Here is a 25109-nt window from a genome sequence, read left to right as displayed (position 1 = left end):
ATTGGCGCTGGACTAAACAAAGGCCCCCTTTTAGGGGGCTCACACAAAGCCACCTTCTTTAGAAGGTGGTAATTTACTTTTAGCCGCTAATGCTCTTCTTAAATACAACCCTAGATAACCTTCAGTCGATCTTGCTCTTAGTTCTGGCCTCTCAAATTCAAAATGAGCGCTTATAACTACTTATAGTTAATTTTATTAAAGTGTGATGATTAATTAACAAAAATACATGAACTTACATGTAACCTAGCCCTCTTATCCTGTTTTGTCATAACTAAGCTGTGCTAATATAGCGGCTCGTTCATTTTTTAGTTGAAGCTCTATGTTAGAAGTGTCTAACCTGACAGCAATCCGTGATGAAAGGGTTCTGTTTGAAAACCTGCAGTTTGAAATTAAGCCTGGTGAATTGGTCCAGATCGAAGGGCGTAATGGTACTGGTAAAACTACATTGCTACGGATTGTGACAGGGTTAGGTGATAGAGAAGAAGGTGTCATTAAATGGAAAGGCGAAGAGGTTGAAAAATCTCGTGATGTTTTCCATCAAGATCTGCTTTTCTTAGGACATCAAACAGGAGTGAAACGAGAGCTTACCGCATTAGAAAACTTACGTTTTTATCAATCTATTCAAAATAATCGCTCTTCAGACGAAGAAATCTTTATCGCTTTGACTCAAGTAGGATTAGCTGGTCGAGAAGATGTGCCTGTAGCACAACTTTCCGCAGGTCAGCAACGACGAGTCGCATTGGCAAGGTTATGGCTCAGTAAGCAAATTTTATGGATTTTAGATGAGCCGTTGACTGCCATTGATAAGCAAGGCGTCAAGGTGCTTGAATCTTTGTTCGCAAGTCATGCTGATAATGGCGGTATTGTTGTGTTGACGACGCATCAAGATATGTTTGCGGACAGCCCGAAACTTAGAAAAATAAAGCTGGGTGACTGATATGATTTCCTCGATGACCACCATCATTCGTCGTGAGCTCCTAATCGCATTTCGCCGTCAGGCAGACATTCTGAACCCGTTGTGGTTCTTTATTATTGTCATTACTCTCTTTCCTCTGAGTATTGGACCAGAACCTAATTTGTTAGCACGTATTGCAGCGGGCATCGTTTGGGTTGCCGCATTGCTGTCCGCCTTATTATCATTAGAGCGTCTATTTCGTGATGATTTTCAAGACGGTGCACTAGAACAAATGATGCTAATGCCGATTCCATTGCAACTTGTAGTGGTTTCAAAGGTCATAGCACATTGGTTGTTAACAGGGTTACCTCTGATTTTAATTAGCCCATTATTGGCGGTTTTACTTTCGCTCGACTTCAATACTTGGCTATCGGTTGTATTAACCTTGATGATCGGTACACCAACACTAAGTTTTATTGGCGCCATTGGTGTGGCGTTGACTGTTGGGTTGCAAAAGGGTGGCGTTCTTTTGAGTTTGCTTATTCTTCCGCTCTACATCCCAATTTTGATTTTCGCAACATCGGCAATTGATGCTGCCGCACTCGGTATGGCGTATAACGGTCAACTAGCGATTTTAGGTGCGATGCTAATGGGGGCGATGACATTAACGCCTTTTGCCATCAGTGCCGCATTACGAGTTAGTGTCAACTAACTCAATAAAGTGCCAATGAAGCGGCGCTTGATCAAAGAATTATTATTAAAGCACTGCTACGGTCTCAACCCTTTAGACAGTGTCCCTGAAGTAAGAGTGAGAACAAAACATGTGGAAATGGCTACATCCTTATGCCAAGCCAGAAGCAGCTTATCGTTTGAGTGGTAAGTTTCTGCCTTGGTTTTCTGTATTGGCCCTCGTATGCTTATCGGTTGGTACGGTTTGGGGGCTTGCATTTGCGCCTTCAGATTACCAACAAGGTGACAGTTTCCGAATCATCTACATTCATGTCCCATCAGCTATTTGGTCTATGGGCGTTTATATGTCGATGGCGATCGCTGCATTTATTGGCCTAGTATGGCAAGTTCGCCTATCTGATATGGCGGCACTTGCGATGGCTCCGATTGGTGCAGTATTTACTTTTATTGCTCTACTTACAGGTGCTGTTTGGGGCAAGCCTATGTGGGGCACTTGGTGGGTATGGGATGCCCGTCTTACATCTGAATTGATTCTTCTATTTCTCTACCTTGGTGTGATTGCGCTTTACCATGCGTTTGACGATCAAAAAACCGCTGCAAAAGCCGCTGGTATCTTAGCGATCGTAGGCGTAGTAAACCTACCTATCATTCACTTTTCCGTGGAATGGTGGAACACGCTTCATCAAGGTGCGACGATCACGAAATTTGAACAACCTTCTATTTCATCCGACATGCTTTGGCCGTTATTGCTGAACATCTTTGGCTTTGCGTTCTTCTTTGGTGCCGTGACGATGGTCCGTTTTCGTAACGAAATCATCAGTAAAGAAAGTCACCGCCCTTGGGTGCGCAAACTCGCAACAGAACAAACTCAGTGAGGTAACTGATTATGCATTTTGAATCTCTGAGCGACTTTTTTGCCATGGGTGGCTACGCATCATACGTATGGAGTGCGTTTGGTATTACTTTCTTATCCATGCTGATTCTTCTGATCACTAGCCTTCGCCGCGGTGATGCATTATTGAAAGAAGTGAAAGCAAAAATTGACCGTCAAGCTCGTATCGACGCAGCGAAGAACATGGAGAACACCTTATGAACCCGAGACGTAAAAAGAGGCTAGGTATTGTACTAGCGATCTTTATCGGTATTAGTGCCACCATTGGTTTGATACTTTATGCGCTTAATCAAAATATGGACCTTTTCTACACTCCAACGGAATTGGTTAATGGTAAGCCAGATGGCACCAAGCCAGAAGTAGGCCAGCGTCTGCGTATCGGTGGAATGGTGGTTGTGGGCTCAGTTCGTCGAGATCCTAATTCTTTGAAAGTGAGTTTTGACCTGCACGATGTCGGTCCGAAAGTGACGATTACCTATGACGGTATTCTTCCTGACTTGTTCCGTGAAGGGCAGGGTATTGTTGCTCAAGGTGTACTGAAAGATGCCACGACAGTTGAGGCATTTGAGGTCCTAGCGAAGCACGATGAAGAATACATGCCACCAGAAATTGCAGAAGCGATGAAGAAAACGCATGAACCGCTTCAATACAGCACCGAACAGAAACAAGGAAGCGGCCAATGATTGCTGAAATCGGTCACTTTGCTCTCATTCTTTCGCTTGCAATGGCAGTGCTGTTGAGCGTATTGCCATTGTGGGGAGCATCGAATAATAACACCATGCTAATGAACACAGCGCGACCGCTATCTTGGTCTATGTTCCTGATGCTGTTGTTCTCTTTCGCCATTTTATGTTGGGGATTTTATACCAACGACTTCACGTTACAGTATGTAGCGAGCAACTCGAATAGTCAGCTTCCTTGGTACTACCGTTTAACCGCAGTATGGGGTGCACACGAAGGTTCACTGTTGCTATGGGTTTTAATCCAAGCTGCTTGGACTGTCGCTGTAGCGACGTTTAGTCGTGGTATGCCGCAAGAGTCGGTTGCACGTGTACTTGCTGTTATGGGCATGATCTCAGTGGGTTTCCTACTGTTTATCATCCTAACGTCGAACCCATTCCTACGTACGTTACCGTTCTTCCCGGTTGACGGACGTGACTTGAACCCTCTGCTTCAAGACCCTGGTTTGATTGTTCACCCGCCAATGCTTTACATGGGCTATGTTGGTTTCTCGGTTGCATTCTCTTTTGCGATCGCATCCCTAATGACCGGACGCCTTGATACTGCTTGGGCTCGTTGGTCTCGTCCTTGGACAACCGCAGCATGGGTATTCTTAACACTTGGTATCGCACTAGGTTCTTGGTGGGCTTACTACGAACTTGGCTGGGGTGGCTGGTGGTTCTGGGACCCAGTAGAAAACGCATCATTCATGCCTTGGTTAGCGGGTACCGCATTAATGCACTCTCTTGCCGTGACAGAAAAGCGCGGCACATTTAAAGCGTGGACGGTACTATTGGCAATCTCTGCATTTTCGTTGAGTTTGTTGGGCACCTTCTTAGTCCGTTCCGGTATTTTAGTATCGGTGCACGCGTTCGCGTCTGACCCGTCGCGCGGTATGTTTATTCTAGGCTTCCTCGTTTTCGTTATCGGTGGCTCTTTATTGCTGTTTGCCGTAAAAGGGGCAGCAGTGCGTGTACGAGGTAACTTCGACTTAGTCTCACGTGAAAATGCGCTCTTAGCCAACAACGTATTACTTATCGCCGCTCTTGTTGTGGTGTTAGTGGGGACACTGTTGCCGCTCGTACACAAGCAGCTTGGTTTGGGGTCGGTCTCTATCGGTGCGCCATTCTTTGACATGCTATTTGCGTGGTTAATGATGCCATTTGCTTTCCTGCTTGGTATTGGCCCTCTTATTCGTTGGAAGCGAGACAATTTATCTAAACTTGTGAAACCAATGCTCGTTTCAGGTGTGCTTGCTTTCGCCTTGGCCGCGCTATGCGTGTACCTGTTTGCCGATTTCTTCTCAACCATGGCTTACATTGGTTGGGTGATGGCGATTTGGATTATTGCGATGCATGGCTTTGAACTGTACGAGCGCGCAACGCACCGTCATAGCTTTAGTGAAGGTGTTCGCAAGCTGCAACGTAGCCACTGGGCAATGATGTTGGGTCATGTTGGTCTGGCGGTATCTGTTATCGGTATTGCGATGGTACAGAACTACAGCATCGAGCGTGATGTACGTTTAGCACCTGGCGAACACTTCCAAATTCAAGGCTATGATTTCTACTTCTCAGGCTTGCGTGATAAAGATGGTCCAAACTACGATGGCTACATCGCAGACTTTGAGATCACACACGATGGCAAATACGTGAATACGCTTCACGCAGAGAAGCGCTTCTACCGTACGGCTAAGTCTATGATGACTGAAGCAGCCATTGACCGTGGTATTAGCCGCGACTTATACATTGCAATGGGTGAACGTTTAGACGACAACCGATCTTGGGCTGTTCGTATTTACTATAAACCGTTCGTTCGTTGGATTTGGGCTGGCTCTTTGATTATGGCATTAGGCGGCGCACTAGCGATTTCTGATAAACGCTACCGCTTCCGTAAATCGCCGAAGAAAAATGCGAAGTCAAAAGAGCAGGAGGCATAACATGAATAAGAAAATCTTATTTATTCCGCTTGTCGCTTTCATGATTCTAGCGGGCATTTTCGCAACCCAATTAATGCGTAACCAAGAGGGCGATGATCCAACTAAATTGGAGTCGGTTTTGGTTGGCAAGCCAGTTCCTGAGTTTCATTTAGAAGACCTGGCTGAGCCTGGAAAACAGTACGACCAATCAATTTTTAAAGGTGAACCGTTGCTCTTGAACGTTTGGGCAACGTGGTGCCCAACGTGTTATGCAGAGCATAAATACCTAAACGAATTGGCGGGTAAGGGCGTTAAGATCATCGGTATGAATTACAAAGATGATCGTAATAAAGCAATAGGTTGGCTGAATGATCTCGGCAACCCGTACTTGATCAGCCTATTTGATGGCAGTGGTATGCTTGGCCTTGACCTTGGCGTTTATGGTGCTCCAGAAACATTCATTATTGATGCAAATGGTGTGATTCGCTATCGCCATGTAGGGGATGTAAACCCACGTAATTGGTCAGAAACACTGGAGCCGCTTTACAACAAATTGGTTGAGGAGGCGAAGCAATGAGAAAGCTAATTCTTGCCGTTTTTGCTGCGATGACATTATCTCTTGCTGCTCATGCGGCCATTGAAGTGTACGAGTTTGATAATTTGGAACAAGAACAGCAGTTCAAAGAGTTAAGCCATACGCTCCGTTGCCCTAAATGTCAGAACAACACGATCTCGGATTCTAACGCTGAACTTGCTCAGGACTTACGCCATAAGGTGTACGAAATGACCAAAGAAGGGAAGTCCAAAGATGAGATTGTTGATTACATGATCGCCCGTTACGGTAACTTCGTGACTTACAACCCACCATTTACGGTCGCGACTGCGATTTTGTGGCTAGGGCCACTCGCTGTAGTACTGGGTGGTTTTGGTTTGATTGTGCTGCGTAGCCGTAAATCTAAAGTTAAGGCAAAAGCGAGCAGTGACGAGCAATGGGATGAGCAAAAAGAAGCTCGTTTAAAAGCATTGCTTGAAGAAGAGAACAACGGAGATAAGAAGTAATGACACTATTTTGGATTTCCACCGTTGTTCTCACGCTTATTGCTTGTGCGCTGGTGGCTTTGCCGCTGCTTAAACAAAAAGCGAACAATGATGATGTGTTACGCGATGAGCTTAACAAGGCATTTTATAAAGACCGACTATCTGAGCTTGCAGAAGAAACTGACGAAGGTCTAGTTGAAAGTGAAGACGAACTGATTTCTGATCTAAAGCAATCACTGCTTGACGATATCCCTGGTGATAAAGCGCAAAAAGAAACTAAGGTTTCTCCAATCGCGGTTTTAGTTCCATCGGTAATTCTGACGGTGGTGCTGAGCTATGGTTTGTATTATAAATTTGGCGCGTCAGACGATATTGTTCAATGGCAAGAAGTGTCTGCAAATCTACCTGAGTTATCGAAAAAGCTGATGTCGGCTTCTTCTGAGCCGCTGAGTGACGATGAAATGGCGGATTTGACCCTTGCCCTTCGAACTCGCTTACATTACCAGCCGGAAGACTCGACAGGTTGGTTACTGCTAGGTCGTATTGCGTTAGCAAATCGTGATGTCACCACAGCTATCGATGCGATGGAAAAATCGTACCGCCTAGAGCCAAAAGATCCTGATGTGATGTTGGGTTATGCACAAGCTCTGATGCTGTCTCAAGAGGAAATGGATCAAGCGACGGCTCGCTCATTACTCGGCAAGCTGATGCAGCAAGACTATGTCGATCTGCGTGTGTTTTCTTTGTTAGCGTTCGATGCGTTTGAGCGTCAAGACTTCCCGGCAGCCATCAAGTACTGGGGAATCATGCAGCAAATGATTGGTCCAGAAGATAGTCGCTACGAGATGTTGTCACGCAGTATTGAGAGTGCTCGTAAGCAAATGGGCGAAGCGGTTTCACCGGATAAGAGTGTAGCAGTGACAATTAATGTGGCACCAAATGCTCAGTTGGATCCAAACGCAGTTCTGATTGTGTCAGTACATCGTTCAGATGGCTCCCCGATGCCTGTGGCTGCTGCTCGTTATCCGCTAGGTACTTTCCCTCGCACAGTCGTATTAGATGATGGCAATGCCATGATGCAAGGGCAAAAGTTATCTTCACTCGATAAGCTAATCGTCCGTGTGCGTGTAGATTCTGACGGTAACGTAGCAACGCGTGATCAAGATTGGCACGGAGAAAGTGACGTCGTTGAATTTGGCGCACCAGTAGAAGTGACCATTGATCAGCAGTATTAATTGTTAACATCTGTCTCTGAAACATGACAACGAGGTAGAGTCAGTTGCCTTTAGTGGTATGACTCTAAACGATCGAGTAGAATACCGAAGGCCAGCGATTGCTGGCCTTTATTTATTCCCATATCTGAGTCATCTTTACTATGTATCCTGCTCAACATACGTACAATGGTTAATCGGGGTGACTTAGGTACATTAATAGTCGTTATGGAAAATAAAATGTATAACAAGGGTAAATCTACCTTCTTGTTGCTGTTAGCCGTTGGACTGGTTGGCTGTTCAAGTGCGCCTGATGAAGCAGTAACAGGACAAGAAACAAATCAAACGACTTCTGATGTGTATGACCCGTTGGAAGGCTTTAACCGAACCATGTGGGAACTCAACTACGAATATTTAGATCCGTATTTGGTTCGTCCTGTATCACTTGCGTATGTAGAATACACGCCAGTTCCTATTCGTTCTGGTATCGCTAACTTCTTATCGAACTTAGATGAGCCAGCAAGCATGGTTAATAACTTAATCATGGGTAATGGTACGAAAGCCGTGGACCACTTTAACCGTTTTTGGATTAACTCGACGTTCGGTATTTTCGGTTTATTCGATATTGCAAGTGCCGCGGGTATTACGAAGTACGACGAGAAAGCGTTCAGTGATGCAGTAGGCCACTATGGTGTTGGAAATGGTCCTTACTTCATGGTTCCAGGTTATGGTCCGTATACCTTACGTGAAGTGACAGATACCGTAGATAGTACGTATTTACCCCTCTCTTATCTCAACTTCTGGGCGAGTTTGGGTAAGTGGGCGTTTGAAGGAATGGAGAAGCGTGCTTTATTAGTACCGCAAGAAGCGCAGCTAGACTCGTCGCCGGATCCATATATTCTAACTCGCGATGTTTATATCCAGCGTCAAAACTTTAAAGCAGAAGTTGAAACGGTAGAAGAAGTTAACATCGAAGAAGAAGAGTATTTAGATGAATATCTAGAAGACTTTTAAGCGTTGTTCTTCATAATCGAGAAATGAAAAAAGGCTTAGCTGATGCTAAGCCTTTTTTGTATTTTGCAGCTTGGTTAGAAACGGTAGTTTGCTTGAACACCGATTAGCCAAACATTACCCGTAGTTTCGCCTACAAATTGCCCGCCGACTTGTTCTGCAGTGTCGTCTGACTTGTAACCACGAGACTCAACGATTGGTGCGTCTTTCGCAAAAATATAGGTGAAGCCAGCGTCTAGGCTGAAGTCTTTCGTCCAATCGTACGTTGCGCCAATACTTAGCCAAGTACGGTCAGTTTCTGGAATAGTAATCGTGCGGTTTTTGTCGCTTACCGCTGAAGTATCGTATGCAATACCAGTGCGTAGCGCTAGCTTAGGATCAAGCTGGTAAGTAGCACCAACAGCAAAGCGATAGTTGTCTTCCCAGTTTTCTACTTTAACCATATGCGTGCCAGCAGTATTTAGACGTGCTTCCAATTTCTCGAAAGAGCTCCAATCCGTCCAGTTAACGCTTGCGTGTAACGCAAGTTGGTCTGTTACTTGGTGGAAGCTTGCCAACTCAGCCGTTGCAGGCAGGTTTAGATACATGTAGCCGTTGTCGCGTTCAGAAGTACCGAAGCCAAAACCAAGACCTTCAGCATGGCCTTCAAGCTTTAGTTCAACTTCAGATTTGTACGCGAAGCCGATACGGTTATTTTCATTGATCTGCCATGCTGTACCAACTTGCCAGCCCCAAGCGGTATCGTCACCTTCCATGTATTTTAGAGCGGTACCTTGAGGAACACTGATTGGTTGATTAGTTTCAGGATTTAACCCTACAACGTTATTCCTAGGAGCTGCTGCGCCAAAGCTGCCTTCGCCGATGATGTAACGGATACCACCACCAACGCTGATTGATTCATTGACTTTGTAAGCTGCGTTCAAGTTCGCTTCCATTGTCGTTACGCTTGCTTCGTTACCGAAGTGCGAGGCACCAAAGCCTTTACCTAAATCGGTTTCCATGCCGTAGTTGGTGCCAAATGCCAAACCAATCGCGAATTTCTCATTATATTGGTGTGATAGGTAGAAGTTTGGAATGATTGCATCATGTGCGAAGTCATCTGAAGATGCAGAAGAAGTGCTACCGTGGAAGTTTACATCACCTTCAATATCAATATTTGGGTTCACATAGATTGCACCAACGGACACTTGAGTGCCTTCCAAATAAGTTAGCATTGCTGGGTTACGCCATTGTGCACTTGCGTTGTCAGCCATTGCAGCTTCACCAGCATATGCTCGACCTAGGCCTGTTGCAGAATATTCAGCAAGTTGGAAACCTGCTGCGTTAGCCATGCCCGTTGTGCCAAGTAGGCTTAATGCCACTGCTGTTGATAGAAGAGTCTTGTTGGTTTTCATTCGAATGTTCGCTGATTTGTTTATAACGTGGGACGAAAGTTTAAAGGTAGAGTTTTTACTTTAGAAATGAAAATCCAGCGTAAGTGGTCATTTGGAATATTATCCTTTCAAATATTATTTATGTGGTTTAATAATCTAACTGTGAAAGGCTTGTAAACGGAATTCAGCGAACAGCTGTGCGTCCTAATTGTGAGATTTAGATACACGTGTTCACTCAAATTGAGTGGGCAATAAATCGCAGATATGAAAAAAGGCTGGAAATCCAGCCTTTTATATAAAGTATTTTTCTACTAACTAACAGCGAAGCGTTTAGAAGCTACGGCTGTATTGTAAGCCGAATAGAATTGCATCAGCATGAGTTGTTGCTGTTACACCGGTAGAAAGACCAGGAGCTAATTGAGTATTCTCATTAACTTTTACATCTTCACCTAACAAGTACGTGAAGCCAAAATCGATGTTTGAGCTATTATCAATATGGTAAGAGAAACCTGTGGAGAACCACTGGCGATCTGAGTCTGGTACCGAGATAGACGTTACTTTATCTTGAGCGCTTGTGTCGTACATGTAACCAGCACGAAGTGTCCAGTTGTTGTTTAGGTAGTAAGTACCACCAATTGCGTAGTGCCAGCCATCTTGCCATTGATAGTCTTTCGAGTAACCACCTTTAAGTAAACCCTGATTTAGGTTCTCAAAATCAATTTGGTCGAAATCTTTCCAGCCGATGTATTGGATGCTGTAGTGTACAGCAAATTTAGTGTCTTGGATTTTGTGGAAACCGGAAAACTCGGCCATATCTGGTAGAGGTAGCGTGATTTCCTGACCTTTGTCGTCTTTCGCCGTAAATTCAGGGCTGTAACGATACGCTAGACCAAAACGGTTGTTTTCATCTAGTTCGTACACAGTACCTACGTTAAAACCAACAGCCCAACCATCAGCTTTATCTACGTCCAGAATTTTTTGACCGCCAACCCTTGGGACTGAAGAGCTAGTTGTACGCTTCATTGTGCCTTGGCCGTAGATTAAATCTAAACCAGCACCAAAGCTCCATTGTTCGTTTAAACGGTAAGAACCCGCCAATCCAAAGTTGAAGCTTTTTACATCCGTAAGACCACCGTACTCTGTTGCGGTGTAGTTATCTGAAAATTCAGTTTTAGTGCCGAAATTAGAGTATGCGTTTACGCCCCATGCAAACTTGTCATTTACTGGAACGATTAGGTGAATGTTTGGAGCTATTGACGTATCACCCACATCATCAGTATCAGCAACACTTACAGTATTGGAGCCCAAAGGAGTATTAACGTTATATTTCGCATCTTTCACTTCAATCATTGAAGTAATGCTTTCGAAACCTAGCGACAGTTCCATTTTATCAAACAGAGCCATTGCTGCTGGGTTACGAGCCATTACTGCTGCATTATCTGCGATTACCGCATCACCAGCAAATGCACGGCCGATGCCAGTTGCTGATTGAGCGTTGATTTGGAAACCCGCTGCCATCGATTGACCTGAGGCAAAAGCTACCGTTACTGCAAGGAGAGTCTTTTTAAACAGACGCGTGTTCTGAGTCATTTGTTTTTCCTTATTAGATTCGTCTCTTTGGACGATAAATTGAGCTTTTGCTCAGTGGCGCAGATAGTAGTATCAATAGTTGCTTGGACAAATCCGACCATTGGATAAAATTGAATAAAAATTGCAGAAATGATGTCTAAAAGACGGGAAATTGCACTTAAAATGCATAATTTAGAGTTTAAGCTCTAAATGCGATAGGGGTGGTGAATGTTTTGTGTTCTATTTATACAAAAATGCCGCTAAATAAGATCATTTAGCGGCATTTAACCTTTTGAAGGCTGGAAATCGTCGAAGTTGTTACATCGGCTTAATCATTGATGCAAGAGTCGTAGCGAGCGCATCAATATTTTCACCTTCTTCCCCGACTAAAATCAGGCTTGAACTCCCGACGGGCTGAACGATTCCGGTCATGCCATCCTTACTAAAGTCGGTACTTTGTTCGCTTGGAATACCAGTAATAAATAACGTTACTTTACCTTTTGGACCTTGGAACACCATATGCACCGCATTGGATTCGCCAAAACCGCAGTGGTTTAGGTAGTAAACGTGATATGGAAAGTTTTCACTAAACTGGTAATGAAATGGCGACATTTTCGCATTAATTTGCGAGCTCGGTACATCCTCATCAAGATGACGAACAAACGGTTCTTCATGAATAACGTGTTTCATCGCGGTATCCGCTAAACTGGCTTGTGCTGGAGACACCAAAACATTTCCCCAGTTTACTTGGCCAACTAATAACCCTGCGGTGAACGCAATAGAAGCGGCAAGTGCCATTGCTTTGCGGACAAAGTTTGGTCTTACGACCTTCTCTTCATCAAGTGCACTCGACGTCTGGCTAAATAAAATCTTATCTGCGAGATCTTCGGGTACATCCACATTCATGGCTTGTTTAATTTTTACATCGAGATCCAAAACGTCATCAACAAACTTATTGTTGGCGTCGCTACCAGCTAAAGCTTGCAGAATCTCTTCATCCTTTTGTTTTGGATCCGACAAAATACGACGACGAAATTCTAAATCATCCATTCTTTTGTCCTCTCTTGGTATCTTGAGAATCCAACATCTCTTTAAGTTGATTACGAGCGCGAAATAGTCGAGTCATCACTGTGTTTTTATTTAAATCAAGAATGTCACCAATTTCTTCTCCACTGAAACCACCAACAACTTGGAGAAATAAAGGCTCACGGTATTCAACATCGAGCTTCATGATCTGTGCCTGCAGCCATTCTTGCTGATGATGTGGTTCATCGCTGACTTTAGCATCATTGCCGTAATCATCGATATCAACTAAATCAAATTGTTTACGTTCGAAGCGGCGCGCATTTTCTCGTCTCAATATTGTGATGAGCCAAGACTTGGCAGCTTTTTCGTCCTGGAGGCTATCGAGTGACTTCCAAGCTCTAAGACAGGTTTCCTGAACTAGATCTTCCGCGACCGCTTTATCTTTGCACAACCAATATGCGTAGCGGTACAAGTCACGATGATACCCTCGGACGAGCGCTTCGTATTTTCTTTGCTTGTCCATATCAGAGTTGACCGGACTGTTGGAATTTTTCTTTCCAAACATTTTTAATATGGCCACAGGAGCCTCCATCCTCGCTCTGTGAGTTTCTTATTTGTTCTGAGCATGACTTTACTTGCTTCATCGCTTAGCGGTTTTGGTTGCAGGATTTGTCATGCAACCCCTTTGACACAATAAGCCATGTGGTTACCTAAAAGTGTATACGCAAATGTCAGATATCATCGAACACGAATTGATATATATTGTTAACAATATCATCATTAGTAATCAATGGCTTGGATAAGTTCATTCGATGGAGCATTAAAAGGGACTTCTGATGGTGGATTCTTGAATTGTTTTGAATCAATAATCGCTTTAGGTGAGCTTAAAACTCGTAAAATCACTATAAAATTGATCTATTTCAAAATATCAAGCAGTGAAGGGGTTATAGTACACCTTGTCATCTCGTTAGTCATTGCGACTAACATGTTGAGCAAGATGACACTTCCTTTTGAAGGCTGACTTTACTTTCTCCTAATCAGGAAACTGATTACTTTTCAATTGGCGTAAGTTAATTGTTTTATAGATATTCCGACCACACAGTTATGTGTGGTTTTTTTTTGCTTCGATTTTACTTTCCGTATACCTCTTACCGTTTTAACTCTCTATAGTTAACCATTAGTAATCGCATAAGAATCAAAGAAGTAGAGTAATTGAACTACTTGCTTCACGTTTATTTAAACGCACGTTTGATAAATTTAACAAATTCATTACAATGCATCAGGTCAGACCTCTTGTATTTAAGGAGAAACAATGGGCAAGCAGGAAGTAAAAACACGCAATGGTGAGCGTGTCGCTATTGTCGCGGGGCTTCGAACTCCCTTTGCTCGTCAAAGCACGGAATTTAGCCAAGTGCCAGCGGTCGATTTAGGGAAAATGGTAGTAAGCGAAATGCTTGCTCGAACAGATATTGCTCCGAAGCTAATCGAACAAGTGGTATTTGGACAAGTAGTACAAATGCCTGAAGCGCCAAACATCGCACGAGAAATCGTATTAGGCACTGGTATGAACATCCATACTGATGCATACAGTGTGACTCGAGCGTGTGCGACGAGTTTTCAAGCGGCGGTTAATGTCGCAGAAAGCATCATGGCGGGAACCATCGATATTGGTATTGCTGGCGGTGCAGACTCTTCTTCCGTCCTGCCTATTGGCGTATCAAAGAAACTGGCCGCTAATCTGCTTGCTCTTAGTAAGACAAAAACAATGGGTCAGAAGCTTAGTATCCTCAAAAACTTGAGCTTTAAAGACCTGATGCCAGTGCCACCAGCAGTAGCAGAGTACTCTACGGGTTTATCCATGGGACAAACTGCAGAGCAAATGGCTAAAACACATGGTATTTCTCGCGCAGAACAGGATGCGCTTGCACATCGTTCTCATACGCTGGCTTCTCAAGCTTGGAAAGAAGGAAAAATCCAAGATGAAGTGATGACGGCTTTCCCTGAACCATACAAAAAGTGGATTTCGGAAGATAACAATATTCGTCATGACTCAACGGTTGAGGGATACGCGAAATTGCGACCTGCGTTTGATCGTCAGTATGGCAGTGTTACGGCTGCGAACAGTACGCCATTGACTGATGGTGGTGCGGCAGTGATGTTGATGCGAGAAGGTAAAGCGAAAGAGCTCGGAATGGAGATTCTTGGTTACATCCGAGGTTATGCATTCTCTGCTATCGGCGTGGAAAAGGACATGCTGATGGGGCCGACTTATGCTACAGCGAAAGTGCTTGAAAATACAGGCTTGGAACTGTCAGACCTGACGTTGATCGACATGCACGAGGCCTTTGCTGCTCAAGCATTGGCGAATGTGAAGATGTTTGCTTCCGATAAGTTTGCTCAAGAAAACCTTGGTCGCTCAAAAGCGATTGGTGAAATTGACATGGATAAGTTCAACGTGCTTGGCGGATCAATTGCTTATGGTCACCCATTTGCTGCGACTGGTGCGCGTATGATGACGCAAACCCTACGAGAGCTAAAACGCCGTGGCGGTGGTATTGCATTGAATACCGCATGTGCTGCTGGTGGTCTTGGTGCGGCAATGATTCTGGAGGTTGAGTAATGAGCGAGCAAAAAGCATTTAGTCTAAAGGTTGATGAGCAAAATATTGCTTGGTTAGCAATTGATGTTCCTAATGAAAAAATGAATACGCTGCAGGCGGCTTTTGCTGACGAAATGAAAGAAATTTTTGCTCAGCTAAAAGACTCCAGTGGTATTAAAGGGATGATCATCCACTCCCTCAAACCGGACAATTTTGTTGCGGGTGCTGATGTTCGAATGCTAGAAGCATGCACCACAGCAAGTGAAGCGGAAGCCTTAGCAAGGCAAGGTCAGGAGTTGTTCCAGCAGCTATCGGACTTACCTTATCCTGTCGTTGCGGCTATTCATGGCCCATGTTTGGGCGGTGGTTTAGAACTGGCTCTTGCATGTGATTATCGTGTTTGTACGGATTCTGACAAAACGCGTTTAGGTCTGCCAGAAGTACAACTTGGTTTATTGCCAGGTTCTGGTGGTACTCAGCGTCTGCCACGTTTGATTGGCCTGTTACCGTCGTTAGACTTGATCCTGACGGGTAAACAACTTCGTGCGAAGAAAGCTAAAAAATTGGGCGTTGTGGACGCCTGTGTGCCTGACACCATTTTGCTCGACGTAGCAAAACAGTTTATCGACAAAGGTAAAAACAAGGGCACGAAAAAGCTATCGACGAAAGAAAAGGTGATGTCTGGTAGCGGGCTAGGGCGCAAGTTTGTATTTGAGCAAGCTGCGAAGAAAACGAATCAAAAAACTCGCGGTAACTATCCAGCAACGGTTGCAATTCTAGAAGTTATTCAACATGGCTTAGAGAAAGGCTTCGCTAAAGGTCAAGAACTTGAAGCGAAGCGCTTCGGTGAGCTTGTGATGAGCTCAGAGTCAAAAGCGCTCCGTTCGATCTTCTTTGCCACAACAGAAATGAAGAAAGAAAATGGCACGGATGCGAAACCAGCACCAGTTCATAAAGTTGGTGTGCTTGGTGGTGGTCTGATGGGCGCCGGAATCAGCCATGTGTCTGTTGCAAAAGCAAAAGTACCTGTTCGCATCAAAGACGTTAGCAACGATGGTGTTTTAAATGCGCTCAACTACAACTACAAGTTATTTGAGAAACAGCGCAAACGTCGCATTCTATCCAAGGCCGATCTGCAAGCGAAAATGCTGCAACTGTCTGGTGGTGTCGATTTTACCAGTTTTAATCATATTGATGTCGTAATTGAAGCCGTTTTTGAAGACTTAGATCTTAAGCAAAAAATGGTGGCGGACATTGAAGCGAACGCTAAGACAGAAACTATCTTTGCGACCAATACTTCTTCGTTGCCTATCCACAAAATTGCAGAAAAAGCAGAGCGTCCAGCAAACGTAGTTGGTTTGCATTACTTCAGCCCAGTAGAAAAAATGCCTTTGGTGGAAGTGATTCCACATGAAACGACGTCAGATGAAACCGTTTCAACAGTTGTTGCACTTGCTAAGAAGCAAGGTAAAACCCCAATCGTAGTGAAAGACAAAGCGGGCTTTTACGTGAACCGCATTCTTGCTCCATACATGAACGAAGCGGCGCATATTTTGTTGGCTAACGAGCCGATCGAAAAGATTGATACGGCGTTGCTTGATTTTGGTTTCCCTGTCGGCCCGATTACCTTACTGGATGAAGTCGGTGTCGACATTGGCGCGAAAATTATGCCGATTCTGGTTAATGAGTTAGGTGACCGATTCAAAGGCCCGGATGTGTTTGATATCTTGTTAAATGATGGACGTAAAGGACGCAAGAGTGGTAAGGGCTTTTACACTTACAAGGGCAAGAAGAAAGATGTCGACAAATCAGTTTACAAACTGCTTAAGCTCGACCCTGAATCTAAGCTAAGCGATAACGATATTGCGTTGCGCTGTGTGCTGCCAATGCTGAATGAAGCGGTACGTTGTTTGGATGATGGCATCATTCGCTCGCCACGTGACGGTGATATTGGCGCGATATTTGGTATTGGTTTCCCACCGTTCTTGGGTGGTCCGTTCCGTTACATGGACCAATTTGGCATTAAAGAGCTCGTAGAGAAAATGAATGAGTTTGCATCGAAGTATGGCGATCGTTACGCGCCATGTGATGGTTTGCTTACTCGAGCTGGTGAAGGGACAACGTTCTATTAAACGTTGCTTCGGTAGAGAAAAAGGCTTGCCAGTGGCAAGCCTTTTTCATAAAGAAGAAATGGTTACTTCTTCTTGTCTTTCTTATCTTTATTGTGGCCTTTACCTGGGTTGTCGTCCCCGTGAACGCTGCTGTTACCTTTTTTGTCTTTATCATTCCACTGCTTTGAAGAGCAATCATCTGATTTGATGGATACATTGTCTCCGCTAAGGCGCACACAGTCGTCACTTAATTCGAAGCCATCGCCTTTGACTGAGAGTTCAGCGTAAGCAGATGCCAATGGCAGTATAAGAGCCACTAGTAAAAGTGCTTTTTTCATGATTACCTCATTAAGTTATTTTTAGTGCGGTAATTAGAGATAAGCCGCAATGGCGTAATTTCAATTTTCTGCCAATTATGGTGCCGATTCAATCTATGAGACCGACAACCTCATGGGTTTGTAGGTACATTCTAGTAATCGACAATTTTATTTCTGAGCAACTAGATCACCCCAAGCCGCAATCTTTTGGCCGAAGTTGGAACTCTTCAATCGATCCTATTTCTTGTCCTAGATGGATGCGCGGAGCCTCCGAATGCGCTTGACCTTGAGAGTGCATGATCAAACGATTTGCAGTACGAGGTTTCAATTCGTTCACAACGAAGCGAATCATGTCTGCGCGCGTCAGCTTCTTCAACTCCGTAAGTACCTTGTCACGTTGGTTAAACTCAGTGTCTTTGTTTCCTATTGCAACCCAAAGACGTTGAGCTCGTCCTCGAAGAGTGGTGTCAGGCGTTGCTATTTGGTTCCACAAGCCGCGCTTACTGCTGTGCCATTGGTAATCGTTTAACTCTAACAACACCATATAAAAGGCATTTAAAAACTCATCGATTGAGGTAACCAGCTCGGCAGGTGCTGCATTAGGTGACTGCACATACAGTACAATACCAGGGTGACGATTTAGCGGCATATTGCCAGTGCCTACCATGTAACCTAATTGCTGCTTGGTACGGATTTCGTGGAAAAACGTTGCCGACATAAGGTGATTGGCCAATGAGTATAGCGCGATACTGCGAGGCTCAATATCCTCGCACTGGTGGTAAATAACGACTGCGGAATCTTGCTGATTACAATGCACCTCACGTTGAAAACTGCCATTTTTACCTAGCATAATGAGCGGACGAAGTGCTTCTTCATAACGTTGCTCGTTCACTCTTAGAGCATCCTTTAAGGTCGTTGCCATGTCATGGGCTTGCTGGCGTTGCCAGTCTCCGTAGACAAACATTTCGACGTGCAGTTCTGCAAGAATGGATTCTACGAATACCGAGAGTTCATCGACTTCGATTTCTTCTAGCGCTTCGACTAAGGTTGCGAAAGGCGGGTTATTGGGTTGAAGTAACCCAGTAAGTGCGTTAAACAGCTGAGAAATAGGGCGATCTTGTGAAGCATTTCTCCAGTTTCGTAACAGTTGTTGTTTGATGGTTTCAAAGCGAGCAGGGCTGAAATCTCGAGAAGCAAAACGGTGCAGAATCATTTCTAGCAACTGAGGCAGCTTTTGACTGAACCCTGAGAGGGTTAAGGTCACGCCACCTTGGTGAGCGTACATATTGTAACCCATCCCTGCGATTTCTGCTTGATAGGTTTCTTTTGCTAGCGAATCGAGGAACATCTCTACACATAAGCGCGTTTTGACGATGTTCTTTGGTGATGCAACGGCATGAGAGCTGTCGATAGCGACATAAACGACACCTTTTGGCACGCGAAATTCGTCATCTTGTAAATGCCACAGCCGAAACCCTTCGAGATCCTCAATCAACTCTGGCAGTGAATCACCATTTTCGAGTGGCATGGGGTCGAGGTCGTAGCAAATATAAGGGTTCTTTTCCGGTAAGACGAATTGCCAGCTTGGGTCGATTTGTTGATAGAAACGACGTTGGTCTTCACTAAAAGGTGTGACGGAGTACGGGGTAAAGTACCATTCGGCAGTACGGTTGTATTCCAGGCCTTTAGCAATCAAAGTGACGCGTACATTATCGATGGTTAAGTATCGCAGCAATGAACGCTGTAACTCCTCATCGTAGCCCGCCATTTTGTAGTCACCATAAACCGTGTCTTCCGGTTGATAGTGCTGCATGTTGATCACCAGATGGCTGACGAGATCCATTGGGCGCGATGGCTCTTGGAAGCGAAAAGCCGATTCTAATACCGCTTGTTTTTCGAGATAGCGCCATTCATCTAACCCGTCTTGTTTGATCATCGAGAGGTATTGAAAAACTGCTTGAACGATATCATCAACATGATCTAAGCCGTTTGGCGTCAGGGTGCAGCTTACGGTAAAGTCTCGGTAGTTACTGCCACTCGCGCCGCCGCCCGCTGAGAGAGAAGTAATCCAGCCTTTTTCTTTGAGTTGAAGCATCAAACTGCCTTCTCCTTCGTAACCCAACAGGTGCGCAAAGTAGGAGAGTGGCTTCACGCTATAATGCGCATCCATTCCCGGCATGGGAAATGTGAGAATCAGTTTACGGAACTCTTTGAGCGGCTCGACTTGAACCAAAATGCCCGTGCTTTCCTCAGTGCCGATCGGTACATCAATCGATTTTCCACGGAGGTGGTGATTTGGGATGTCGGCAAACATGGCTTCTACCCAAGCTTGCTGTTCATCGAGCGACTGTGGCCCAAATAGAGTCAGTGTCATCAAATCGGCGGAATACTGTGAGTGGTGAAACTCCACAATTTCGTCGCGGATGGATTTACCATCTCGGTCGCCAAGAGTATCTAAGTTTCCGACAGAGAATTTTGAAAACGGGTGCTCTGGATTGATGACTTCTTTGTTAACTTGATACAGGCGACGAGAATCATCATTAAGTTTGAGCTTGTATTCGGAGTCGACAGCCTGTCGCTCTTTGTCTAATGCTTCTTCGTTAAACAAAGGTGCGGTAAAGAATTGGCTAAATCGATCTAAGGCACTTTCAAAGGCATTTGGAGCAATATTGAAAAAGAAACAAGTGTGCTCTGTACCAGTCCAAGCGTTGTTTGTTCCACCGTGTTGGCTAATATAGCTTTGAAATTCGCCCACTTTAGGGTATTTTTCCGTACCCAAAAAAAGCATGTGTTCTAAATAGTGTGCCAGACCTTGGCGATCGTTTGGGTCGTCGAAGTGTCCAACGTTCACTGCCAGAGCAGCTGCCGACTGTTGAGCCGTATCGGAATGAATCAGCAGTACACGCAGATCATTGCTCAAGGTAATGTAGCGGTATTGATTTGAATCGTTAGGACTTAGATGCACGATGCGTCTCCAGATTTCGCATTACAGTAATTTAGGCTCCCCTCGCGGGGGGGGCGCAAAGTTTGCGTTTCGACAAATACTGCTTGCCGTATTTTTGTTATTCGTAGACTTCTGCACAGGCCCATCGCGTTTGCGTATGGGGAAGAACTGTTTGAGTGAATGCTCTGAACTCATTGCACAGTTAAATAGTGTGATGAACTGAGTACATTCTTTTAATAGATTGTTAAGAAAGTCGCTATCTTTAACAAGCGAATTGGTATAATGAACAGATAATTATATCAGTATTTTTGTTTCGTCATTGTTAAAGTTAGCCCCGTCTATCTAATAAAGATAGCAGTCAACCTTTTGGTAGCGTTAGCTATCCCTAGGAAATAACATGAAAATATTCATCATGCGTCACGGTGAAGCCGAGCATTTTGCAGATTCAGACGCAGCACGACAATTGACCCCAAGAGGCAGAGTCGAATCAGAAGCGGTTGCGAGAGCCTGTAAAGAACAGGGTTTTGCGCAATTCGATAAAGTGTTGGTGAGTCCGTACATTAGAGCTCAACAAACTTGGCAAGAGATCAGTGCGTATTTCTCTGCAAAAAGCATTGAAACTTGTGAAGATATTACACCTTATGGCCAGTCCGAGCATGTCTTCGATTTCGCAAGTGCGTTAATAGAAGTCGAACAATTGGACTCGCTTTTGTTCGTATCGCATTTGCCTTTGGTCGGTTATCTGACTTCAGAGTTTGTAAAAGACATGACACCACCGATGTTTCCTACATCAGGGCTAGTGTGCATTGAATATGATTTACAAACACAAAATGGTGAAGTGCTATGGCATATTACGCCATAAGTGTCTAAACCAAAATAAGCGTTTGCAAATTAGAGACCGAATAAGAAAGGCAGGATATCCCTGCCTTTTCGTTTCGTCGTGTCTACAGCAAGCTTGTTACTTTTCAGGAATAGAAAGCAACACTAACAACGCACCATCACCACCAAATTCTAGTGGCGCTTGGTGAAAAGCCATAACGTCAGGATGCTGTGCTAACCAAAGTGGGGCTTTCTGTTTCAGGATGTGTTTCCCAATACCATGTTGCACACACGCACAATGAATCTCGTTTTTGATGCAATAGGCTATCATCGCACCAAGCTCGCGTTTTGCTTCTTGCTGTGTCATGCCGTGCATATCGAGGAACACGTCCGGTACATACACGCCACGACGTAGACGTTTGACTTCATAAGTGGAGACGTCGTCACGTGCATAACGAGTTGGACCTTCATCGTTTAATAGAGGGACAAACTCGTCTGAAAAGTAAAATTCAGAGTCACTCGCTTCACGGTTGGAGCGCTTGATTTCTTTTTGCTTAGTATTTTTTTTTGGTTGCTGGATTATGGTATCCTGTCGCAACTTTTTTACGCCCTGTACTGCTTCCTGAAACAAGGCGAAATCGTCATCGTTCTCGGTGTCTTTTTTGCTCATTAGGTAAACAATTTCATTAATAAACTTTATTGGCAGTATTGTAGCGCTTTTCGGAGGCAATTTTGGATAAGATTTTTGTAGAAGAAGCGGTATCGGAGCTGCATACCCTTCAAGATATGATTCGTTGGACGGTAAGCCGCTTTAATGCAGCGAACCTGTTTTACGGTCATGGTACTGATAATGCGTGGGATGAAGCAGTTCAGCTTATCCTGCCAACCTTATACTTGCCGATTGATGTGCCTCCGCACGTATTGAACTCTCGCCTAACGACAAGCGAGCGTCTGCGTATTGTTGAGCGCGTAGTAAAACGCATCAACGAGCGTACGCCAACAGCATACCTAACCAACAAAGCATGGTTCTGCGGTCTTGAGTTCTTCGTTGATGAGCGTGTACTTGTGCCACGCTCTCCTATCGGCGAATTGATTCAAGCGGAATTCCAACCTTGGTTGGTGGAAGAGCCTACGCGCATCATGGACCTATGTACGGGTTCTGGTTGTATCGCGATTGCTTGTGCGCACGCTTTCCCTGAAGCAGAAGTGGATGCGATCGACATCTCTACAGATGCTCTACAAGTGGCTGAGCAAAACGTACAAGATCACGGTATGGAGCAGCAAGTGTTCCCAATTCGCTCTGATTTGTTCCGTGATCTTCCAAAAGAGAAATACAATCTAATCGTGTCCAACCCACCATATGTGGATGAAGAAGACATGAACAGCCTGCCAGATGAGTTCACGCATGAGCCTGAGCTTGGTTTAGCTGCGGGTACGGATGGTCTAAAACTAGTGCGTCGTATTCTTGCTAACGCGCCAGATTATCTAACAGATAACGGCATTCTTATTTGTGAAGTCGGCAACTCAATGATTCATATGATGGAACAGTACCCAGAGATTCCATTTACTTGGATTGAGTTCGAGAACGGCGGTCATGGCGTATTTATGCTAACGCGTGACCAGCTGGTTGAGTGTGCAGAAGAGTTTAAACTGTACAAAGACTAATAGAGTCTTGCACTAAACATCAAAACACCGAGCTTTATGCTCGGTGTTTTTTTTATGCATACCTCGCCGATATTAACTCTTTACATCAAAACGTAATAAAGCCACTATGAATCCACGAAGAATTGGAAAGCAGCTATGCTCTGTTTTGAGAGAGTGTGGCGATAAAAACTTGAGGAAGTAATGGCAGGAAACAGTATCGGACAACATTTCCGAGTGACGACATTCGGGGAAAGTCACGGTATCGCACTGGGATGTATCGTAGACGGATGTCCTCCGGGGTTGGAAATTACAGAAGCAGATCTACAAATCGATCTCGACCGCCGTCGTCCAGGCACATCACGTTACACCACACAACGTCGTGAACCGGATGAAGTTAAAATTCTTTCTGGCGTTTTTGAAGGCAAAACCACGGGCACATCGATCGGTTTGCTAATTGAAAACACCGATCAGCGCTCAAAAGACTACTCTGACATCAAAGATAAGTTCAGACCGGGTCATGCTGATTACACTTACCACCAAAAATATGGCATCCGCGACTATCGCGGTGGCGGCCGTTCTTCAGCTCGTGAAACCGCAATGCGTGTGGCTGCTGGTGCAATCGCGAAGAAATACTTAAAAGATGAGTTTGGTGTTGAGATTCGTGCTTACTTGTCACAAATGGGTGATGTATCTATCGACAAGGTAGATTGGAACGAAATCGAGAACAATGCATTCTTCTGCCCTGATGCTGACAAAGTAGAAGCATTTGACCAACTTATCCGTGACCTGAAAAAAGAAGGCGACTCTATTGGCGCAAAAATCCAGGTTGTGGCAACTAACGTGCCTGTTGGTCTTGGGGAACCCGTATTTGACCGTTTGGATGCAGACATCGCGCACGCACTAATGAGCATCAACGCGGTGAAAGGCGTGGAAATCGGAGACGGTTTCGAGGTGGTAAACCAAAAAGGCAGTCAGCACCGTGATACGCTTGCTCCTGAAGGTTTTGGTAGTAATCATGCGGGTGGCATTCTTGGTGGTATCTCGACTGGTCAAGACATTGTCGCAAACATTGCGCTTAAGCCAACATCAAGTATCACTGTGCCGGGTGAGACCATCACAAAAGAAGGTGAACCAACTCAGTTGATCACCAAAGGTCGTCATGACCCATGTGTGGGTATTCGTGCTGTGCCTATCGCAGAAGCGATGCTGGCTATTGTGGTGATGGATCATTTACTACGCCACCGTGGTCAAAACCATGGCGTAACAACTGAAACACCGAAGATTTAAGAGCTTTGTGTCATTCCAGCGAGCTATAGCGAGACTAGGAATCTAATTTCAGCGCGATGAAAAGAGAAAGAAACATCTCTGACAACAGAGTGCTCGGATAATAGATCCTGAATCATGCTCCTTCGTCGCTGTTCAGGATGACTGAATATAAAATTATGCCACTCACTGAATCGCGGGTGGCACAATTTTATCAGGCAACCTTTTTTGTTTAAGTAGTTTTTGCTTAATGAATCGAGCCTTCGGTTTCCAAATGAAAAGAAGGCAGACGCCACTTAAAGCGTACCGCAGCCATACGCAACATGTAACCAGTAACCAGTGTAATAATAGTGGCAGTGACATCGGGAACATTGAATTCTAATAGCGCTAAGTACATTCCTGATGCGATAAGAGCGACAGAAGCGTAAAGCTCTTCATGCAGTACCAATGGTGTTTGGCGACAGATCAAGTCGCGAAGTAGCCCACCGAATACACCAGTTACTAACGCTGAAACCATACAAATACCAGGGTGCAAGCCCATGCCCATCGCAATTTTTGTTCCGATGATACTAAACACGATTAAACCTAATGCATCGAGGCGAATGAACAGGCCTTTTAGCTTAATCACCCATTTCGCTAAACCTGTTGTTAGCACACCTGCAACACACGTAATTGCAAGGAACTCTGGGTTTTTTACCCAACCAAGAGGGTAGTGGCCTAATAGAATGTCACGTACGGTGCCACCACCAATGGCCGTTGCGCTGGCCACCAACATAACACCAAACCAGTCCATCTTTCTTCTACCAGCACTTAACGCACCTGTCATGGCTTCAGCCGTGATACCAATGATATACAACACACTTAGCAACATAGGGAAACACTCAACGTAAAAAGTCACTACGTTCTACGAGAATCAGCGTAGGCGAAGTAACAACACTTACAAACGGTTCTATCTCTCTTAAAAAGTGATTAAAACCAGCAACATGCTTGTAATCAAACGGCTTAAAAATAGCGGTTTGAACGGCATCAAAATAAGGCGAGAGTGTAGTGGTAAATAAGTACGCTGACGAAT

The 25109-nt window shown here is 44.6% G+C and carries 23 protein-coding genes; 15 read left to right on the top strand and 8 right to left on the bottom strand.

Annotated elements, in window-relative coordinates:
* Positions 1-319: 319 nt before the first annotated feature.
* The 10 genes from ccmA to R7E00_RS18310 all read left to right on the top strand — a co-directional run bounded on the left by ccmA (position 320) and on the right by R7E00_RS18310 (position 8375).
* Positions 320-937, top strand: a complete 618-nt coding sequence (ccmA, locus tag R7E00_RS18355) for a cytochrome c biogenesis heme-transporting ATPase CcmA (RefSeq protein ID WP_005380511.1) — start codon at positions 320-322, stop codon at positions 935-937.
* A 1-nt stretch (position 938) separates the two neighbouring features.
* Positions 939-1607: a heme exporter protein CcmB gene (gene ccmB, locus R7E00_RS18350; RefSeq protein WP_005380512.1), complete on the top strand. Its 669-nt coding sequence runs from the start codon at positions 939-941 to the stop codon at positions 1605-1607.
* A gap of 109 nt (positions 1608-1716) precedes the next feature.
* Complete coding sequence (locus R7E00_RS18345) at positions 1717-2460, top strand: heme ABC transporter permease (RefSeq protein ID WP_005380513.1); 744 nt, start codon at positions 1717-1719, stop codon at positions 2458-2460.
* 11 nt (positions 2461-2471) lie between these two features.
* A complete protein-coding gene (gene ccmD, locus R7E00_RS18340) occupies positions 2472-2678 on the top strand; it encodes a heme exporter protein CcmD (protein WP_005380515.1) in 207 nt (68 codons plus the stop codon).
* A complete protein-coding gene (gene ccmE, locus R7E00_RS18335) occupies positions 2675-3160 on the top strand; it encodes a cytochrome c maturation protein CcmE (protein WP_005380516.1) in 486 nt (161 codons plus the stop codon). Before ccmD ends, ccmE begins: the two co-directional genes overlap by 4 nt.
* The gene (locus R7E00_RS18330) at positions 3157-5133 is read left to right on the top strand and encodes a heme lyase CcmF/NrfE family subunit (RefSeq protein WP_017635943.1); all 1977 of its coding nucleotides are present in this window, start codon (positions 3157-3159) and stop codon (positions 5131-5133) included. The genes ccmE and R7E00_RS18330 overlap by 4 nt, the downstream gene beginning before the upstream one ends.
* A 1-nt stretch (position 5134) precedes the next feature.
* On the top strand, positions 5135-5689 hold the full coding sequence (locus tag R7E00_RS18325) for a DsbE family thiol:disulfide interchange protein (protein WP_005380518.1): 555 nt from the start codon (positions 5135-5137) through the stop codon (positions 5687-5689).
* Positions 5686-6171 (top strand): cytochrome c-type biogenesis protein, encoded by a 486-nt coding sequence (locus tag R7E00_RS18320; RefSeq protein ID WP_005380519.1) that lies wholly within the window; start codon positions 5686-5688, stop codon positions 6169-6171. Before R7E00_RS18325 ends, R7E00_RS18320 begins: the two co-directional genes overlap by 4 nt.
* Positions 6171-7385 (top strand): c-type cytochrome biogenesis protein CcmI, encoded by a 1215-nt coding sequence (gene ccmI / locus R7E00_RS18315; protein ID WP_005384453.1) that lies wholly within the window; start codon positions 6171-6173, stop codon positions 7383-7385. Before R7E00_RS18320 ends, ccmI begins: the two co-directional genes overlap by 1 nt.
* 216 nt (positions 7386-7601) lie before the next feature.
* On the top strand, positions 7602-8375 hold the full coding sequence (locus tag R7E00_RS18310) for a VacJ family lipoprotein (RefSeq protein ID WP_005380523.1): 774 nt from the start codon (positions 7602-7604) through the stop codon (positions 8373-8375).
* Positions 8376-8449: 74 nt separating this feature from the next.
* Here R7E00_RS18310 and R7E00_RS18305 read toward each other — a convergent pair whose 3' ends face one another.
* The 4 genes from R7E00_RS18305 to R7E00_RS18290 form a co-directional block, all read right to left on the bottom strand.
* A complete protein-coding gene (locus tag R7E00_RS18305) occupies positions 8450-9766 on the bottom strand; it encodes an outer membrane protein transport protein (RefSeq protein ID WP_033907381.1) in 1317 nt (438 codons plus the stop codon).
* A gap of 309 nt (positions 9767-10075) precedes the next feature.
* Positions 10076-11335, bottom strand: a complete 1260-nt coding sequence (locus tag R7E00_RS18300) for an outer membrane protein transport protein (protein ID WP_005384451.1) — start codon at positions 11333-11335, stop codon at positions 10076-10078.
* 297 nt (positions 11336-11632) lie between these two features.
* Complete coding sequence (locus R7E00_RS18295; RefSeq protein ID WP_033907380.1) at positions 11633-12364, bottom strand: DUF3379 domain-containing protein; 732 nt, start codon at positions 12362-12364, stop codon at positions 11633-11635.
* Positions 12357-12932: a sigma-70 family RNA polymerase sigma factor gene (locus tag R7E00_RS18290; protein ID WP_033907378.1), complete on the bottom strand. Its 576-nt coding sequence runs from the start codon at positions 12930-12932 to the stop codon at positions 12357-12359. Before R7E00_RS18290 ends, R7E00_RS18295 begins: the two co-directional genes overlap by 8 nt.
* A gap of 720 nt (positions 12933-13652) precedes the next feature.
* On the opposite strand from R7E00_RS18290, the gene fadI reads away from it, so the two are divergent.
* A complete protein-coding gene (gene fadI / locus R7E00_RS18285; RefSeq protein WP_258494100.1) occupies positions 13653-14960 on the top strand; it encodes an acetyl-CoA C-acyltransferase FadI in 1308 nt (435 codons plus the stop codon).
* Positions 14960-17071, top strand: a complete 2112-nt coding sequence (fadJ, locus tag R7E00_RS18280) for a fatty acid oxidation complex subunit alpha FadJ (RefSeq protein WP_213915936.1) — start codon at positions 14960-14962, stop codon at positions 17069-17071. Before fadI ends, fadJ begins: the two co-directional genes overlap by 1 nt.
* A gap of 62 nt (positions 17072-17133) precedes the next feature.
* On the opposite strand, the gene R7E00_RS18275 is transcribed toward fadJ, so the two are convergent.
* Positions 17134-17388, bottom strand: coding sequence for a CG2 omega domain protein (locus R7E00_RS18275; protein WP_213915937.1), 255 nt, complete (start codon positions 17386-17388; stop codon positions 17134-17136).
* Positions 17389-17554: 166 nt separating this feature from the next.
* Positions 17555-20332, bottom strand: a complete 2778-nt coding sequence (locus R7E00_RS18270) for an insulinase family protein (protein WP_213880827.1) — start codon at positions 20330-20332, stop codon at positions 17555-17557.
* Between the two features lie 376 nt (positions 20333-20708).
* Between R7E00_RS18270 and sixA the strand changes: the two genes are divergently transcribed.
* Positions 20709-21173, top strand: a complete 465-nt coding sequence (gene sixA / locus R7E00_RS18265) for a phosphohistidine phosphatase SixA (protein WP_005380537.1) — start codon at positions 20709-20711, stop codon at positions 21171-21173.
* Between the two features lie 96 nt (positions 21174-21269).
* On the opposite strand, the gene smrB is transcribed toward sixA, so the two are convergent.
* Entirely contained in the window at positions 21270-21800 is a 531-nt protein-coding gene (gene smrB, locus R7E00_RS18260) for an endonuclease SmrB (protein ID WP_005380539.1), read from the bottom strand.
* Positions 21801-21862: 62 nt separating this feature from the next.
* On the opposite strand from smrB, the gene prmB reads away from it, so the two are divergent.
* Together prmB and aroC are read left to right on the top strand one after the other, a co-directional pair.
* Positions 21863-22795, top strand: coding sequence for a 50S ribosomal protein L3 N(5)-glutamine methyltransferase (gene prmB, locus R7E00_RS18255; RefSeq protein WP_005380541.1), 933 nt, complete (start codon positions 21863-21865; stop codon positions 22793-22795).
* A 180-nt stretch (positions 22796-22975) separates the two neighbouring features.
* On the top strand, positions 22976-24061 hold the full coding sequence (aroC, locus tag R7E00_RS18250; RefSeq protein ID WP_031780893.1) for a chorismate synthase: 1086 nt from the start codon (positions 22976-22978) through the stop codon (positions 24059-24061).
* A 223-nt stretch (positions 24062-24284) separates the two neighbouring features.
* Here the strand turns inward: aroC and R7E00_RS18245 are convergent, their stop codons facing one another.
* Positions 24285-24908, bottom strand: a complete 624-nt coding sequence (locus tag R7E00_RS18245; protein ID WP_005380544.1) for a trimeric intracellular cation channel family protein — start codon at positions 24906-24908, stop codon at positions 24285-24287.
* Positions 24909-25109: the final 201 nt, after the last annotated feature.

The organism is Vibrio sp. Vb1755, from assembly GCF_033338635.1.
In the GTDB taxonomy this organism is placed as follows: Bacteria; Pseudomonadota; Gammaproteobacteria; order Enterobacterales; family Vibrionaceae; genus Vibrio; species Vibrio alginolyticus.
This window is presented reverse-complemented; position numbering and strand designations above follow the sequence as displayed.